Origin of the sequence: Cedecea sp. VD22, assembly GCF_037150195.1 — a bacterium.
GTDB lineage: Bacteria > Pseudomonadota > Gammaproteobacteria > Enterobacterales > Enterobacteriaceae > Cedecea.
The window spans coordinates 26791-41796 of the sequence record NZ_JBBCPX010000012.1; the positions used below are offsets into that span (position 1 = coordinate 26791).

Consider the following 15006-nt stretch of genomic DNA (forward strand, 5'->3'; position numbering starts at 1 on the left):
TCCCCAGTGGGAGAGGGCCGGGGTGAGGGGCAAGATTTACTTAGTGATACGTCCCTGAGCATCCTTCAGCGCCGCATCAACGGTCTGGCGGCCGCTAACGGCGTTGATAACCGCGGTGCGTACGGCATACCAGAAGGCAGACATCTGAGGAATATTAGGCATAATCTCGCCCTTCTGGGCGTTATTCATGGTGGCGGCAATACGTGGATCTTTCGCCAACTGCTCCTGGAACGATTTCAGCGCCACGGCACCGAGCGGTTTGTCCTTGTTCACATCCGCCAGACCCTGGTCGGTCAACAGGTAGTTCTCAAGGAACTCTTTCGCCAGTTCTTTATTCGGGCTGGCGGCGTTGATACCGGCGCTCAGGACGCCGACAAACGGTTTAGACGGCTTGCCTTTAAAGGTAGGCAGCAGCGTCACGCCGTAGTTGATTTTGCTCTTATCGATATTGGACCAGGCCCACGGGCCGTTGATCGTCATCGCCGTGTCGCCTTTGTTAAACGCGGCTTCGGCAATGGAGTAGTCGGTGTCGGCGTTCATCTGCTTGTTCTTGATCATATCGACCAGGAAGCTCAGGCCGGCTTTTGCCCCCGCGCTGTCTACGCCCACATCTTTCACATCATATTTGCCGTTTTCGAACTTGAAGGCATACCCGCCGTCTGCCGCAATTAGCGGCCAGGTGAAGTAAGGTTCCTGCAGGTTGAACATCAGCGCGCTCTTACCTTTGGCCTTCAGCTCTTTATCCAGGGCGGGGATCTCCTCCCAGGTTTTCGGCGGGTTTGGAACCAGGTCTTTGTTATAAATCAGCGACAGCGCCTCTACCGCAATCGGGTAAGCGATGAATTTGCCGTTGTAACGTACGGCATCCCAGGTAAACGGATAGAGTTTGTCCTGGAAGGCTTTGTCAGGGGTGATTTCGGCCAAAAGGCCGGACTGCGCATAGCCACCGAAGCGGTCGTGAGCCCAGAAGATAATGTCCGGGCCATCGCCGGTTGCCGCCACCTGTGGGAATTTTTCTTCAAGCTTATCAGGATGTTCAATGGTGACTTTAATACCGGTATCTTTCTCAAACTTCTTACCGACTTCGGCCAGGCCGTTGTAGCCCTTATCGCCGTTAATCCAGATGACCAGTTTGCCTTCTTCGATTTTTGCCAGTGCAGAGGCGGAAAGCATCATCGTTGCCAGGGCTGACAAAGCGAGAACGCGGGCGCCGGTTTTCATTTTCATGTTCCCATCCTTTTGAGTGGTGGTGTGCGCTTCATAGGGGAGTGCAGATTCACGGTGCTAAGTCTGCGGAGATGGCAAGCGCTTCTCATCCTCCTTTGCTCTACGCCCCTGGGCAGTTATCTGTGATCCACTTTGCATAACTCAGCGTTATGTGTCCTGGCGCACATAAAAACGCAGCGAAAACTGAAGCCGCGATCACGAAAATCCCTTGTGCCGCCTGCAACCGGTTGCAGATACCACGCTCTCATCCTCCCGCCTCCTCCCCCATAAAAAAGCCATAGGGCGGAGGATTTACCAAATGTAGCTATCCCTCATAGTCGGACACATCTTGAATCACCTGTCCGACGGCAGGCGGCAGTAATGAGGGAGTGGTAATGGCGAGCGTGCAGCTACGGAACGTAACAAAAGCCTGGGGTGACGTGGTGGTGTCGAAAGACATCAATCTCGACATCAATGAGGGAGAGTTTGTGGTTTTTGTCGGGCCATCTGGCTGCGGTAAATCAACGCTGCTGCGAATGATTGCAGGCCTTGAAACCATCACCAGCGGCGAGCTGCTGATTGGTGAAAAACGGATGAATGACACCCCTCCCGCCGAGCGTGGCGTGGGCATGGTCTTTCAGTCATACGCCCTCTATCCCCATCTCTCCGTCGCCGAAAACATGTCCTTTGGCCTGAAGCTTGCCGGGGCAAAAAAAGACGAGATCAACCAGCGCGTGAATCAGGTTTCCGAAACCTTACAGCTCGCGCATTTGTTGGAGCGCCGCCCTAAGGCGCTGTCCGGTGGGCAACGTCAGCGCGTCGCGATTGGCCGAACCCTGGTGGCGGAGCCGCGAGTGTTCCTGCTGGATGAGCCGCTTTCCAACCTGGATGCCGCGCTGCGCGTGCAGATGCGCATTGAGATCTCCCGCCTGCACAAGCGCCTGGGCCGCACGATGATTTACGTGACCCACGACCAGATTGAGGCGATGACCCTGGCCGACAAAATCGTCGTGCTGGATGCCGGCCGGATTGCGCAGGTCGGGAAACCGCTAGAACTGTATCACTACCCGGCAGACCGCTTTGTGGCGGGCTTTATCGGGTCGCCAAAAATGAACTTCCTGCCGGTAAAAGTGACCGCGACGGCCATTGATCAGGTGCAGGTGGAATTGCCTAACCGTCAGCATGTCTGGCTGCCGGTGGAAAGCCGCAACGTTCAGGTGGGGGCCAATATGTCACTTGGCATTCGCCCGGAACACCTGCTGCCGAGCGACATTGCTGATGTCACCCTTGAAGGGGAAGTGCAGGTCGTTGAGCAGTTGGGACATGAGACTCAGATTCACATCCAAATCCCCGCCATTCGTCAAAACCTGGTTTACCGCCAGAACGACGTGGTGTTGGTAAAAGAGGGTGCCACATTCGCTATTGGCCTGCCGCCAGAGCGCTGTCATCTGTTCCGAGAAGATGGCACCGCATGTCGTCGGTTGCATCAAGAGCCCGGCGTTTAAGCATTCCCATAAAAAAGAAAAGCAATGATCTCAGGAGATAGAATGATGATTACTCTGCGCAAACTCCCACTGGCGGTCGCCGTGATTGCAGGCATCGTGTCTGCACAGGCCGGCGCTGTTGACTTCAAGGGCTATGCACGTTCTGGTATTGGCTGGACAGGCAGCGGCGGCGAGCAGCAGTGTTTTAAAGCGACAGGTGCCGGTTCTAAATACCGTCTGGGTAACGAATGTGAAACTTATGCTGAAGTTGAGTTAGGTCAGCAAGTTTGGCAAGAAGGTGAAAAAAGCTTCTACGTTGACACCATGATTGGCTATGCCACCAGCCAGCTGAACGACGTTGAAGACACCGACGGCGGCCCGCGTGTACGCCAGATGAACGTCGTGGGTAAAAACCTGATCGACGCGCTGCCGGGCGCGAACATTTGGGCAGGTAAGCGTTATTACAAACGCCATGACGTGCACATGATCGACTTCTACTACTGGGATATCTCAGGCCCTGGCGGCGGTATCGAAGATATCGATCTGGGCTTCGGTAAACTCTCCCTGGCCGCAACCCGTAACGGTGAAGCCGGTGGTTCAGAGGCCTTTATCAACGGTTCTACCAAAAATAAAGACCTGGCGAACGATATCTTTGATATTCGTTTAGGCCAGATGCAAGTTAACCCGGGCGGTTCTCTGGAAGTTGGTTTTGACTACGGCCGTGCAAACACCACCAAGCACTACGATTTTGTTGAGCAGGATGCGACTAAAAATGGTTGGTTGGGAACCGTAGAGCATACCCAGACCTTCCTCGGCACCAGCCTGAACAAATTTGTGGTGCAGTACGGCACCAACGCCATGGCGCAGACCAACGGTACCGGTCGTCCGGATACTTCCAGAAACAACGATGGCAAAATGCTGCGCGTCATTGACCACGGGGCTATCGACTTCAACGATACCTGGGGCCTGATGTATGTGGGTATGTACCAGGATATCAACCGCGATGATAACAACGGCACCAAATGGTGGACCGTGGGTGTTCGTCCTATGTACAAATGGACGCCAATCATGAGCACCTTGATGGAAGTTGGCTACGACAACGTGAAGTCTCAGCTGACCGACAAGAGCAACAATCAGTACAAAATCACCCTGGCGCAACAGTGGCAGGCGGGCAACAGCATCTGGTCTCGTCCGGCTATTCGCGTCTTCGCGACCTACGCCAAGTGGGATGAGAAGTGGGGTTACTCTTCCAGTGACGCCAGCGATGCTAACTACGTAGCTGGCACGCCATCCGGCATTGCTTTCAGCGATACCAGCGCCCGTACCTTTAGCCGTGGCAACGATAGCGAAGTGACCTTCGGTATTCAGATGGAAGCCTGGTGGTAAGTTAACCCACTGCGCGGGTGCTTAGCGCCCGCCAGTTTCACATGCCTGACCCGTCTCTTTTTTGCCTGAAGGAGGCGGGTTCGCTTCGAGGATAAAACAATGAAAAAACATCTTCTTGCGCTTTGCCTGCTTCCCGTTCTGGGCCTATCGTCCGTGCCGGCTTCTTTTGCCGCCAACACGGCGATTAACCCACAGAATGTCTCTACCGCACCGTCTATTCCTGCGGACAAATTACAAAGCCTGCCATGGGTTCCGTTGATACCTGCCGTCAGCCAGGACGTGGTGCTGAGCGCCTCTTCGGCCAGCATTAATGTCGGAGAGCTCACCGGGAGTGTGGCCGCCTTCGTGCTGCCAGCGGATCAGGGCTCACTGGAAATCACGTTGTCCAGCGTGGTTAAAGACCTGAGCGTTTATGCGCCAAACGTTCTGATTCTCGACGGGCAGATGCAGCCTTCTGCTTTCTTCCCGAGCAGTTACTTCCAGTACCAGAAACCGGGCATGACCTCCGGCAACCGTCTGGAAAACGTCATGAAACTGACCCCTATGATGGGGCAGAAACAGATCTACATGCTGGTGTACACCACGAAACACGATCTGACGGAAACGACCCGCATGATCAACCCGGCGAAGCTTTATGCTGAAGGGGCAAGCAACGCCATTCCTGATGTGGCCGATCCGATTGCTAGCCACAGTGGGCAAGGTACCCTGACGGTGAAGCTGAAAACCGAACAAAACAGCGGCAACATCATGATCGGTAAGATCTTTGGTGGATCCGATACCAAACCTGTTGTGGTCGGTAACGTAGCGCCACCGACGGCCTACTCTGCACCGGCCGCTGCACCAGCACCAGCACCAGCACCAGTGGCAGCGCCAGCTCCGGCGCCTGCCGCGAAAAGCGAGCCAATGCTCAATGATACGGAAAGCTATTTTAACCGCGCCATTAAACAGGCGGTGGATAAAGGCGACATTGATAAAGCCCTGAAACTGCTGAATGAAGCCGAGCGTCTGGGTTCCACCTCCGCCCGTAAAACTTTTATCAGCAGTGTAAAAGGCAAGGGGTAACCATTTCCCCACGTTGCTGATGCTTGAAGTATTGGTGCGCTCAGGCGCACCTTTTTTTCTGTAGCCTAAAAACTTTAAGTTGCTGTTGCTCAATTGTTGCGGTATTTGCCGCGTGTGTTGCCATTGTCTGCCCGCACAGAGATGTTCTGCGTTACAATGCCATCAGGTTATGTATCGGAGAGTATTCCCATGTCCGACGCGCTGTCGCCGTTGCGCGCCCTGAATTTCTACACGGAGGTCCCGCAAGGGCTTAGCTCCGCTTATCTCGACTGGTTATTGCTGGAAGATTCGATGACTAAACGCTTCGAACAGCACTGCCAAAAAGTCACCGTCCGCATCGTGCGCGAAGGTTTTGTCCCTGCTGGCAATGATTTGCCCGAAGCCGATTTATTACCTGCCTCTGCGCGTTACTGGCTGCGGGAAATTATCCTCTGCGGGGATGATGAACCCTGGCTGCTGGGGCGCACCGTGGTGCCTGAAAGCACGCTTGATGGCCCTGAGCTGGCTTTGCAAAAGCTTGGCGATACGCCGCTCGGGCGCTACCTTTTTAGTTCATCAACCCTGACGCGTGACTATATTGAGATTGGCCGCAGCGCCGAACTGTGGGGACGTCGTTCCCGACTGAGACTTTCCGGTAAGCCTTTGTTGCTGACCGAACTGTTCCTGCCGGCATCTCCGCTGTACGAAGAGGAAAAATAATGGAGTGGAGTCTTAAGCAGGGAAAACTGCTGGCTTATCACCGGTTAATGCGTACCGATAAGCCCATTGGCGCTTTGTTGCTGCTATGGCCCACGCTGTGGGCGCTGTGGGTGGCCACCCCGGGCTTACCCTCGCTGCTGAATCTGGTTGTTTTTATCGCTGGCGTCTGGCTGATGCGCGCCGCGGGCTGCGTGGTGAACGATTATGCCGACCGTAAATTTGATGGTCACGTAAAGCGTACCGCGCAGCGCCCGCTGCCCAGTGGCGCAGTTTCTGAGAAAGAAGCGAAGGCGCTATTCGCGGTGCTGGTGGGCCTGGCTTTCCTGCTGGTGCTGACGCTCAACACCATGACGATCTTGCTGTCCGTGGCCGGCCTGGCGCTGGCATGGGTGTATCCGTTTATGAAGCGCTATACCCATTTGCCTCAGGTGGTGCTGGGTGCGGCTTTTGGCTGGTCCATTCCTATGGCATTTGCCGCCGCCAGCGAATCGGTGCCGTTAAGCTGCTGGCTGATGTTCCTCGCTAACATTTGCTGGACTGTGGCGTACGACACGCAGTATGCGATGGTCGACCGCGACGACGACCTGAAGATTGGCATTAAGTCGACGGCGATCCTGTTTGGCCGCAACGATAAGCTGATCATCGGCCTGCTGCAAATCGCCACCATGCTGTTGATGGGCGTTGTGGGCTGGCTCAATGGGCTGGGTGGCACGTTCTACTGGTCAATTTTGCTGGCGGGCGGGCTGTTTGTGCACCAGCAGAAGCTGATCGCCAAACGCGAGCGCGAAGGCTGCTTTAAAGCGTTTATGAACAATAACTATGTCGGGCTGGTGCTGTTCCTGGGCCTGGCGTTGAGCTACCTGCATTTCTGAGTCAGTCTTCAGGCAATAAAAAAAGGCGGGTTAATCACCCGCCTTTTTCGTTTCTGCTGAATTAAGAAACCGCGTCCTGGGAAGCGGAGCTCTCAATCGTCAGACGTACGTCCGAGGTCACAAGATCGGCCAGCATCTGGTAAACCTTGATGGTTTCGGTCGCGTCTGCATCACCGGTATCGCTGATATAGCCTTCATCGCGCAGGGTAAGCACCAGCGAGGTAAAGACCGCTTTATCAAAGAATTCCGGGGCGTTAATGCCGTGCAGAACGGACAGTCGCTGCGCCACCGTGCGGCTTTCGCGTTCCAGCGTTCCGCGGTTGATCGACGGGTTGGCGCTCAACTGCCAGAAGGTGATGGCATACCGCTGGATTGTCTCGCGCACGCCCGCCGCCAGAAGCTGCAGAGTGCGTGAACGGTGAGGGTTGATCTGCACTTCGTCACCGACAACCATGACCAGATCCTGACGCTCCATCTCCGCGATCAGCGCATCAATTTCTCTGCCCAGCTCGCTTTTTTCCCAACGCAGGAACAGCTCGGCTTTCAGCATCGGGTAAACAACTTCTATCTGACGCAGCAGCTCTGCGCGCGAGATGTGGCGATGCTGAGTGATGATGGACGCCATCAGCGACGGCAGCACCAGCATGTGCATGATGTTGTTGCGGTAATAGGTCATCAGCACGGCCTGCTCGCGCGGCAGAATGATGATGTCACCGATGGTGTCTTTCTCCACCTCGAACTTGTTCATCTGCAGCGCGTGGTCGATCAGCGCGTCAGCGGAAACCGTTGGTGCGGTGGCATCCGGAGAATACGGCACGTTACGCAGCAGGTTCAGGTAGCAGTCGAGCTGTTCGGTAAGCTGTTCACGGGTCAGCGAACGCTGGCGTGAAGCAAGCAGCGCGGTACAGCACAGGTTCATGGCGTTAGCGGCCCCTGCGTTGTTGATACGCACCATGATATCGGCAGCGATATCATTCACCGTTGGCGTCAGCCAGGCCGGGCGAATTGCTTCTATCGGATCGATAGAGTCTTTCCATTCCGGAACATGCTGGTTCAGGTAGGTCATCAGCGGCAGCGGTTCGCCGAAGTTAACGTAACCCTGGCCGAGGTTGCGCAGCTTACTCAGGCCGCGCACCATCTGCATGAAGCTCTCTTTTTCTTTGGTCGCACCGCGTAGCTCTTTCGCGTAAGTGCCCACTTCCATGACGTGCTCGTACCCGATGTAAATCGGCACCAGAGTGATCGGGCGGGTGCCGCCACGTAGCATGGCCTGAATGGTCATCGACAGCGTGCCAGTCTTAGGATCCAGCAAACGGCCGGTACGGGAGCGGCCACCCTCGACAAAGTATTCAACGGAATAGCCGCGGCTGAACAGCTCGCCCAGATATTCGCGGAATACCGTGGAGTAAAGCTTGTTGCCCTTGAAGGTACGGCGAATAAAGAACGCGCCCAGGCGGCGGAAAATCGGGCCGGCTGGCCAGAAGTTCAGGTTGATCCCGGCGGCAATGTGCGGCGGAACCAGCCCCTGGTGATAAAGCACGTAGGAAAGCAGCAAATAGTCCATGTGGCTGCGGTGGCAGGGCACATAGACGATTTCGTGGCCATCATGGGCAAGCTGACGCACGCGTTCGGCGTTATGCACGTTAATGCCCTGATAGAGGCGGTTCCAGGTTAAACCTAAAACGCGGTCCGTCAGACGTACGGCTTCGTAGGAGAAGTTCGCGGCAATCTCTTCCATCAGCGCGACGGCATTTTGCTGCGCTTTTTCGTGGGAGATTTTCTTGCTGCGGGCTTCATCTTCTACCGCGCGGGCAATCGCTTTTGACGCCAGCAGCTTGTTGAAGAGATCCTGGCGGACCGGCAGGCGCGGGCCAACGGCGGCCAGGCGCTGGCGGGCAAAGTGAGTGCGCGCCACGCGAGCCAATTTTTGGGCAATAATCTTGTCCGTGCCGTGTTCGGTTGCCATGCGGCGAAGCGAAACCGGCGGCGAGAAACGCACGAAGCTATCGCGACCCAGCCAGGAAACCGCAAAGAATTTCTGGACGCCGTTCAGCGTGCGTAAAGGCGGGTTGATTTCCCCTTTTTCGCGCCCTGGCGAGCGGCCGAACATCACGGAAACCGGCACCATCTGTACATCGAGATCGGGATTGCTGCGGTGCAGATCCAGATAATCGTGGAACAGTTTTACCGACTCTTCTTTTGGCGTGTAATAGGTGAAGACGCGCGGCCCGCCGTGGATAAACACGTAGCGCGGCAGCAGTACGCCGTCAATTTCCAGAGGTTCCAGCGGGTCGGGCAGATCGTGATCCAGACATTGGGCACGCAGCGTCAGTAAGTCTGCCTTAGAATTGTAGGGCAGGACGTACATGATGGGGCGTGAAGGGTCCAGACCGAGTTCGGTTTGGGGATCCGCCGGGATAGACTTGCTCTTTACCAGAACGCTTAATGGTAAATTCAGTAATTTGTAGTAAATTCTTGGCCAGCCTGACATAAATGATGTAAAGCCTCAGGTTAATAATGCAAATGCGCCGCAAGGATATCAGAAACTCTGGGGAATTTCTGTGGCGCTGCGATTTAGACTCAGTGAGCATTGACGCTCAATATTTAAAAAGGTTTCCTTGAATGGCGAATAATACCACCGGCATCACCCGCATTATTAAGGCTGCAGGCTACTCGTGGAAGGGGTTGCGTGCGGCCTGGATCAACGAAGCCGCCTTTCGTCAGGAGGGTGTAGCGGCGGTCATCGCTATCATCATCGCCTGCTGGCTGGACGTGGACCCCATCACGCGTATTTTACTGATTGGCTCGGTTGTTTTGGTGATGATTGTCGAAATCCTCAACAGCGCCATTGAAGCGCTGGTTGACCGTGTCGGCACCGAGTACCACGAGCTTTCAGGGCGAGCCAAAGATATGGGTTCCGCCGCCGTATTGATAGCGATTATCCTTGCGGTTGCAACCTGGGCCACCTTGCTTTGGTCACATTTGCGATAGCCCTTCCAGAACAGTTTAAGTCGCTGGTTTTTTGCTTAATTTGTGGTTTCAAAATCGCCCGGGGCTGTATATACTCACAGCATAACTGTATAAACACCCAGGGGGCGGAATGAAAGCACTAACTACCAGGCAGCAAGAGGTGTTTGATCTCATTCGGGATCATATCAACCAGACCGGCATGCCACCTACGCGCGCCGAAATTGCACAACGTCTGGGGTTCCGTTCTCCAAACGCCGCGGAAGAGCATCTTAAAGCGCTGGCACGTAAAGGTGCCATCGAGATTGTTTCTGGTGCATCACGCGGCATTCGTCTGCTGGTTGAAGAAGAAAATGGCCTGCCGCTGGTGGGCCGTGTTGCCGCCGGTGAGCCGCTGCTGGCGCAACAGCACATCGAAGGCCACTACCAGGTTGACCCTTCTCTGTTCAAGCCGAATGCCGATTTCCTGCTGCGCGTCAGCGGCATGTCGATGAAAGATATCGGCATCATGGACGGTGATTTATTAGCCGTTCACAAAACCCAGGACGTGCGTAATGGCCAGGTCGTTGTCGCGCGTATCGACGATGAAGTGACCGTAAAACGCCTGAAAAAGCAGGGCAATACCGTGCACCTGCTGCCGGAAAACAGCGAATTCCAGCCTATTGTGGTCGATCTTCGCGAGCAGAATTTTAGCATTGAAGGCCTGGCCGTCGGGGTGATCCGCAACGGTGAATGGCTGTAACACCTCTTCCGGTGGTGCGGTAACTCTGCCGTGCCACCTGCCTTAAACACCTCTCTTTTTTCCTCTGGATCATTCCCATGCGATTCTTTTCGTCAACGGATGGTGCGCTGTGGCGGCTTGCGCTGCCGATGATTTTTTCCAATATCACCGTTCCGTTACTGGGCCTGGTCGATACGGCGGTCATTGGCCATCTTGATAGCCCGACCTATCTTGGCGGGGTAGCTATCGGCGCCACGGCGACCAGTTTCCTCTTTATGCTGCTGCTTTTTCTGCGCATGAGCACCACCGGGTTAACGGCACAGGCGTTTGGTGCGAACGATCCACAGCGGCTGGCGCGCGCACTGGTTCAACCCCTGATGTTGGCGATGATAGCCGGGCTGGCTATCGTGGTCCTGCGTTATCCACTGATCAACCTTGCGCTGCACGTTGTTGGCGGCAATGACGAGGTGTTGTATCAGGCAAGGCGGTTCCTGGAGATCCGCTGGCTTAGCGCCCCGGCCTCACTGGCTAACCTCGTGCTGTTAGGCTGGTTGTTGGGCGTTCAGTATGCGCGGGCGCCGGTCATCCTGTTGGTCGTCGGCAATTTGATTAATATCGTGCTCGACCTCTGGCTGGTGATGGGGCTGCACATGAACGTGCAGGGGGCGGCGCTGGCCACGGCGGTGTCCGAATATGCGACGTTTATCATCGGCCTGGTGATGGTGCGGAAGGTACTGAAGCTGCGGGGCATCAGTTGGGCTCGTCTCAAAACGGCCTGGCAAGGGGACTTAAGCAAGCTGCTGGCCCTTAACCGCGATATCATGCTGCGTTCGCTGCTGCTGCAAATTTGCTTTGCTTCAATCACCATTTTTGGTGCGCGTCTCGGCAGCGAAATTGTTGCCGTTAACGCCGTGCTGATGACGCTGTTGACCTTTACCGCCTATGCGCTGGACGGTTTTGCTTACGCCGTAGAAGCCCATTCAGGGCAGGCTTACGGGGCGCGTAACCGTGGGCAGTTGCTCGAAGTTTGGGGGGCTGCGTGCAGGCAGGCGGGGCTGGTTGCGATAGCATTTGCCGCTATTTATGCTTTTGCTGGGGAGCAAATTGTCGCGCTGCTTACCTCCCTGCCGGAGCTTCGTGTTCTGGCAAATCATTACCTTGCCTGGCAGGTTGTTTTGCCGGTCGTGGGCGTTTGGTGTTACCTGCTGGACGGTATGTTTATCGGCGCGACGCGGGGTGCCGAAATGCGTAACAGCATGGCGGTTGCGGCGCTGGGCTTTGGCGTGACGATGTTTACGCTGCCTTTGTGGGGTAACCACGCCCTGTGGCTGTCTCTGGCGGTGTTTCTGGCCTTGCGTGGCCTGTCGCTGGGCGTCATCTGGCGGCGCCACTGGCGTAATAACACCTGGTTCGCTACATCGGGCGGCCATTGATCGAACCTCCTGGCCTTCGTTAACCCTGCTCCTGTCGTGCTGATTTCTCGTTTCTAAGACGAGGAATCAGCGTTCCATCGCTTTTAAGAATGGTTAAAGATTCTGAGTTTTAAATGTAACTCGGAATCCTTGTCTACAATTACCTTTACATCCAGCAGACAGTGGGTGTGTTCCAGAAAGTCAGCATCCTGCAGCCCGGATGCGAAAATCTAAACCGAACGATGAGGAGATGATGATGAATAAGGACGAAATCGGCGGTAACTGGAAGCAGTTCAAAGGCACGATCAAAGAGAAATGGGGTAAGCTGACCGATGACGATATGACCGTCATCGAAGGGAAGCGTGACCAGCTAGTGGGTAAAATCCAGGAACGCTATGGCTACGCCAAAGACCAGGCAGAGAAAGAAGTGAAGGACTGGGAGTCCGGGAGCAATTACCGCTGGTAATCTGGCGGACCCTCAAATGTGCTAATCAGTAAGTAAGACCAATCCTGCCCGGGTACAGGGATGTACCACTCCCTCTTAACGCTTTTTCTTCGGCTGCACTGAATGATCGTGATCGCAGGCGCCGTGGTGGCTACAGGCTTCAACTTCCGAGCAATCAGCGCACAATCCGTGGGCTTCAATCACGTTATGGCGCAGGGCAAACCCCATTTTGGACGCCAGTTTCTGCATAATATCTTCCACACCCTGAGCGGCCTGCTCTTTCACGGCCCCACATCTGTCGCAGATAAACATGGCGGAAGAGTGGGTTGGATGATCGATAAAATTACACAACACGTAACTGTTGTTGGATTCCACGCGGTGCACAAAACCCTGCTCCAGCAGAAAATCCAGCGCGCGATAAACCGTTGGAGGCTTAGCCTGTGGCTCGCTAACGCGCAGGAGATCCAGCAGATCATAAGCGCTGATGGCCCCGGTTTGCTCGGCCATCAGGCGCAAAACCTCGAGACGCTGTGGCGTCAGGCGTACATTGCGTTGCAGGCAGAGCTTTTCAGCCTGAGCTAACACGTTTTGCGAAGTTGTGGTATCCATCAGCCTCTCCCGGTCATTGACGCAATACTTTACCATAATGCGGATAAAACGCCGAATCCTGGTACATACTGACCCTATCTACCCAGGAGGAAGTGATGCAAAAACCTGATTGTATTCGTCACTGGCGCGAGCTGGAAGGCGAGGATGACGCAACTTACCCGGACAGCGCGGAGCTGTTTTCTATTGGCGCTCCTCTGGCCCGTAATTTCGGTTTAACCCGCCTTGGGATTCACCATGAGCGTATTCCTCCGGGCCGCAGAACCTCTTATCCCCACGCGGAAAGCAGCGAAGAAGAGTTTGCGTATGTGCTCGAAGGGCACCCCGAAGTGTGGATCAACGGTCATCTTTGGGCGCTCGAGCCGGGCGATAGCGTGGGATTTCCTGCCGGAACCGGCATTTGCCATACCTTTATTAATAATACCGAACAGGATGTGCGGCTATTAGTCGTAGGTGAAGCCAATAAAGCCGAAAATAAAATTTATTACCCGCTAAATCAGTCTTATGCCGTGCAGCGGCAGGATCGTTGGATAGATCATCCGCCTCAATTCTTTGGCCCGCACAACGGTCTTCCTTCACGAAAGCCGAAGGGTAAACTATAAATTAATTAGCATGGAAACAATAAGACGTTAACCCTAAGGATATATCTGGGATCCTGATGGTTCAAATATCCATCTTTTTATCGCGCTATTCACAGCAATAGTCTGCCTCTGTTCAGTCATAACTGTCAGGGGCGAATTACTTCATCTGACAATCAGACAGGCGTGCTGTGAATGAATAAAATAAAATCTTCGGTGGCGACACTCGCCGCAACCTTCTTTATTGCCCATCAGGCCGGGGCAGCAGGGACCTGGTCCGAAGCGCGAAACGATGCGATGGGGGGCACCGGCGTGGCTTCGGCTAATTATGGCAGCGGCGTATTAATCAACCCGGCGCTATTAGCCCGGTCCAAACCAGACGACAATATTACCGTTATTTTACCGTCTGTCGGGGCGCAAATAACGGATAAAGACAACCTTCAGGATCGCATCGACGGCATCAGCGACAAAGTTGATAACTATAAACAATCTATTGGGTCGTTGACGCTGCGGGATATTCTTTTTAATCCGAACGGAACGTTAAATCAGTTTCGCAGCGCAGCAGGAGATTTAGCAGGGGAACTCGAAGATTTGCGGGGCGATACGGCAAGGGCCAAAGCCGCCGCGGGGATTGCGGTTAGCATCCCAAATGACACTCTCTCCGTGGCTTTCGTCACTAAAGCTTACGCCCGAGCGAAAGTCAGCTCTGATATCGATCAGAACGACATCAATTACCTGCGAAGTATCCAAAACTCCAGCGCGGTAGCGGGAGAGGTGGCGTTTGATGCGCTGCAAAATGGTTCCGGTCAGATTACCCGTAACCTGAACTCAACCGCTTCCGGTCGCGCGGCCATTGTTTCTGATTATGGGATTGCTCTTGCCCACAAGTTTGACGTTGGCGGCGTGCCGGTGTCAGTTGGCGTCACGCCTAAGCTGCAGAAGACCTGGCTGTATAACTACACCACGTCCATTTACGACTATCGCAGCGGCGACTGGAAGAACAGTCAGTACCGCAACGATGACACTGGATTCAACCTTGACGCAGGCGTGGCGGCCGATTTTGGCGAGAACTGGACAGTCGGCCTGAGCGGCCAGAACCTGGTGTCCCGCGATATCGACACGAAAGATATTCGCATCATTAACGGGCGTACCGGCGAAGTACGGAACTACAAAGATACCTGGCAAATCAGCCCGCTGGTGACCGCCGGGGTAGCCTGGCATAACGAGCTGGTGACCCTGAGCGCGGACGGCGATCTGACCGAAACCAAAGGCTTTAAAAGCGAAGCCAACTCTCAGTATGTGGGTGTTGGCGCTGAGGTGAGGCCGCTTTCCTGGCTGGCGTTGCGTGCCGGCTATCGTGCGGATGTGAAAAGCAATGACAGCAACGTCTTTACCGGCGGGGTGGGGTTCGCGGCAGGCAAACACGTCAATATCGATTTGATGGGCCTGTACGGCGAAGACCAAACCTGGGGCGCGGGGGCGCAGTTGAGCGTGGCCTTCTGATGCTGAATGCCGGGGCAGCCTGATGCCCCGGCGCTGCTTTATGCTATAGTAGCGACCCTTTTTTA

At 54.9% G+C, this 15006-nt stretch carries 14 protein-coding genes; 11 read left to right on the top strand and 3 right to left on the bottom strand.

Annotated features, from left to right (window positions below; genetic code table 11):
• Positions 1–36: 36 nt before the first annotated feature.
• On the bottom strand, positions 37–1227 hold the full coding sequence (gene malE / locus WFK85_RS18160; protein ID WP_008455851.1) for a maltose/maltodextrin ABC transporter substrate-binding protein MalE: 1191 nt from the start codon (positions 1225–1227) through the stop codon (positions 37–39).
• 374 nt (positions 1228–1601) lie between these two features.
• Between malE and malK the strand changes: the two genes are divergently transcribed.
• The 5 genes from malK to ubiA all read left to right on the top strand — a co-directional run bounded on the left by malK (position 1602) and on the right by ubiA (position 6709).
• Positions 1602–2711 carry a maltose/maltodextrin ABC transporter ATP-binding protein MalK gene (gene malK / locus WFK85_RS18165; protein WP_008455848.1) on the top strand — a complete coding sequence of 370 codons (1110 nt, stop codon included), beginning with the start codon at positions 1602–1604 and terminating at the stop codon, positions 2709–2711.
• Positions 2712–2753: 42 nt separating this feature from the next.
• The gene (locus tag WFK85_RS18170; protein ID WP_336709054.1) at positions 2754–4076 is read left to right on the top strand and encodes a maltoporin; all 1323 of its coding nucleotides are present in this window, start codon (positions 2754–2756) and stop codon (positions 4074–4076) included.
• 99 nt (positions 4077–4175) lie between these two features.
• Positions 4176–5138: a maltose operon protein MalM gene (malM, locus tag WFK85_RS18175; protein ID WP_336709053.1), complete on the top strand. Its 963-nt coding sequence runs from the start codon at positions 4176–4178 to the stop codon at positions 5136–5138.
• A 189-nt stretch (positions 5139–5327) separates the two neighbouring features.
• On the top strand, positions 5328–5837 hold the full coding sequence (ubiC, locus tag WFK85_RS18180; protein WP_008455844.1) for a chorismate lyase: 510 nt from the start codon (positions 5328–5330) through the stop codon (positions 5835–5837).
• The gene (gene ubiA / locus WFK85_RS18185; RefSeq protein ID WP_008455843.1) at positions 5837–6709 is read left to right on the top strand and encodes a 4-hydroxybenzoate octaprenyltransferase; all 873 of its coding nucleotides are present in this window, start codon (positions 5837–5839) and stop codon (positions 6707–6709) included. Before ubiC ends, ubiA begins: the two co-directional genes overlap by 1 nt.
• 61 nt (positions 6710–6770) lie before the next feature.
• On the opposite strand, the gene plsB is transcribed toward ubiA, so the two are convergent.
• A complete protein-coding gene (gene plsB, locus WFK85_RS18190) occupies positions 6771–9200 on the bottom strand; it encodes a glycerol-3-phosphate 1-O-acyltransferase PlsB (protein WP_008455842.1) in 2430 nt (809 codons plus the stop codon).
• Between the two features lie 131 nt (positions 9201–9331).
• Between plsB and WFK85_RS18195 the strand changes: the two genes are divergently transcribed.
• The 4 genes from WFK85_RS18195 to WFK85_RS18210 all read left to right on the top strand — a co-directional run bounded on the left by WFK85_RS18195 (position 9332) and on the right by WFK85_RS18210 (position 12275).
• Positions 9332–9700 (top strand): diacylglycerol kinase, encoded by a 369-nt coding sequence (locus tag WFK85_RS18195; protein ID WP_008455840.1) that lies wholly within the window; start codon positions 9332–9334, stop codon positions 9698–9700.
• A gap of 109 nt (positions 9701–9809) precedes the next feature.
• Positions 9810–10418, top strand: coding sequence for a transcriptional repressor LexA (lexA, locus tag WFK85_RS18200; RefSeq protein ID WP_008455837.1), 609 nt, complete (start codon positions 9810–9812; stop codon positions 10416–10418).
• A 77-nt stretch (positions 10419–10495) separates the two neighbouring features.
• Positions 10496–11830 carry an MATE family efflux transporter DinF gene (gene dinF / locus WFK85_RS18205; RefSeq protein ID WP_336709052.1) on the top strand — a complete coding sequence of 445 codons (1335 nt, stop codon included), beginning with the start codon at positions 10496–10498 and terminating at the stop codon, positions 11828–11830.
• Positions 11831–12065: 235 nt separating this feature from the next.
• Complete coding sequence (locus WFK85_RS18210; protein ID WP_008455833.1) at positions 12066–12275, top strand: CsbD family protein; 210 nt, start codon at positions 12066–12068, stop codon at positions 12273–12275.
• Between the two features lie 75 nt (positions 12276–12350).
• Here the strand turns inward: WFK85_RS18210 and zur are convergent, their stop codons facing one another.
• Entirely contained in the window at positions 12351–12863 is a 513-nt protein-coding gene (gene zur, locus WFK85_RS18215; protein ID WP_008455832.1) for a zinc uptake transcriptional repressor Zur, read from the bottom strand.
• A 95-nt stretch (positions 12864–12958) separates the two neighbouring features.
• Between zur and WFK85_RS18220 the strand changes: the two genes are divergently transcribed.
• Together WFK85_RS18220 and WFK85_RS18225 are read left to right on the top strand one after the other, a co-directional pair.
• On the top strand, positions 12959–13462 hold the full coding sequence (locus WFK85_RS18220; RefSeq protein ID WP_008455830.1) for a cupin domain-containing protein: 504 nt from the start codon (positions 12959–12961) through the stop codon (positions 13460–13462).
• A 171-nt stretch (positions 13463–13633) separates the two neighbouring features.
• Positions 13634–14941 (top strand): conjugal transfer protein TraF, encoded by a 1308-nt coding sequence (locus WFK85_RS18225; RefSeq protein ID WP_166993062.1) that lies wholly within the window; start codon positions 13634–13636, stop codon positions 14939–14941.
• The last annotated feature ends 65 nt before the right edge of the window (positions 14942–15006 follow it).

Excerpts from the sequence above, each read along its gene's own strand:
- malE (WP_008455851.1), bottom strand. The coding sequence starts at position 1,227 with ATGAAAATGAAAACCGGCGCCCGCGTTCTCGCTTTGTCAGCCCTGGCA.
- malK (WP_008455848.1), top strand. The coding sequence starts at position 1,602 with ATGGCGAGCGTGCAGCTACGGAACGTAACAAAAGCCTGGGGTGACGTG.
- WFK85_RS18170 (WP_336709054.1), top strand. The coding sequence starts at position 2,754 with ATGATGATTACTCTGCGCAAACTCCCACTGGCGGTCGCCGTGATTGCA.
- malM (WP_336709053.1), top strand. The coding sequence starts at position 4,176 with ATGAAAAAACATCTTCTTGCGCTTTGCCTGCTTCCCGTTCTGGGCCTA.
- ubiC (WP_008455844.1), top strand. The coding sequence starts at position 5,328 with ATGTCCGACGCGCTGTCGCCGTTGCGCGCCCTGAATTTCTACACGGAG.
- ubiA (WP_008455843.1), top strand. The coding sequence starts at position 5,837 with ATGGAGTGGAGTCTTAAGCAGGGAAAACTGCTGGCTTATCACCGGTTA.
- plsB (WP_008455842.1), bottom strand. The coding sequence starts at position 9,200 with ATGTCAGGCTGGCCAAGAATTTACTACAAATTACTGAATTTACCATTA.
- WFK85_RS18195 (WP_008455840.1), top strand. The coding sequence starts at position 9,332 with ATGGCGAATAATACCACCGGCATCACCCGCATTATTAAGGCTGCAGGC.
- lexA (WP_008455837.1), top strand. The coding sequence starts at position 9,810 with ATGAAAGCACTAACTACCAGGCAGCAAGAGGTGTTTGATCTCATTCGG.
- dinF (WP_336709052.1), top strand. The coding sequence starts at position 10,496 with ATGCGATTCTTTTCGTCAACGGATGGTGCGCTGTGGCGGCTTGCGCTG.
- WFK85_RS18210 (WP_008455833.1), top strand. The coding sequence starts at position 12,066 with ATGAATAAGGACGAAATCGGCGGTAACTGGAAGCAGTTCAAAGGCACG.
- zur (WP_008455832.1), bottom strand. The coding sequence starts at position 12,863 with ATGGATACCACAACTTCGCAAAACGTGTTAGCTCAGGCTGAAAAGCTC.
- WFK85_RS18220 (WP_008455830.1), top strand. The coding sequence starts at position 12,959 with ATGCAAAAACCTGATTGTATTCGTCACTGGCGCGAGCTGGAAGGCGAG.
- WFK85_RS18225 (WP_166993062.1), top strand. The coding sequence starts at position 13,634 with ATGAATAAAATAAAATCTTCGGTGGCGACACTCGCCGCAACCTTCTTT.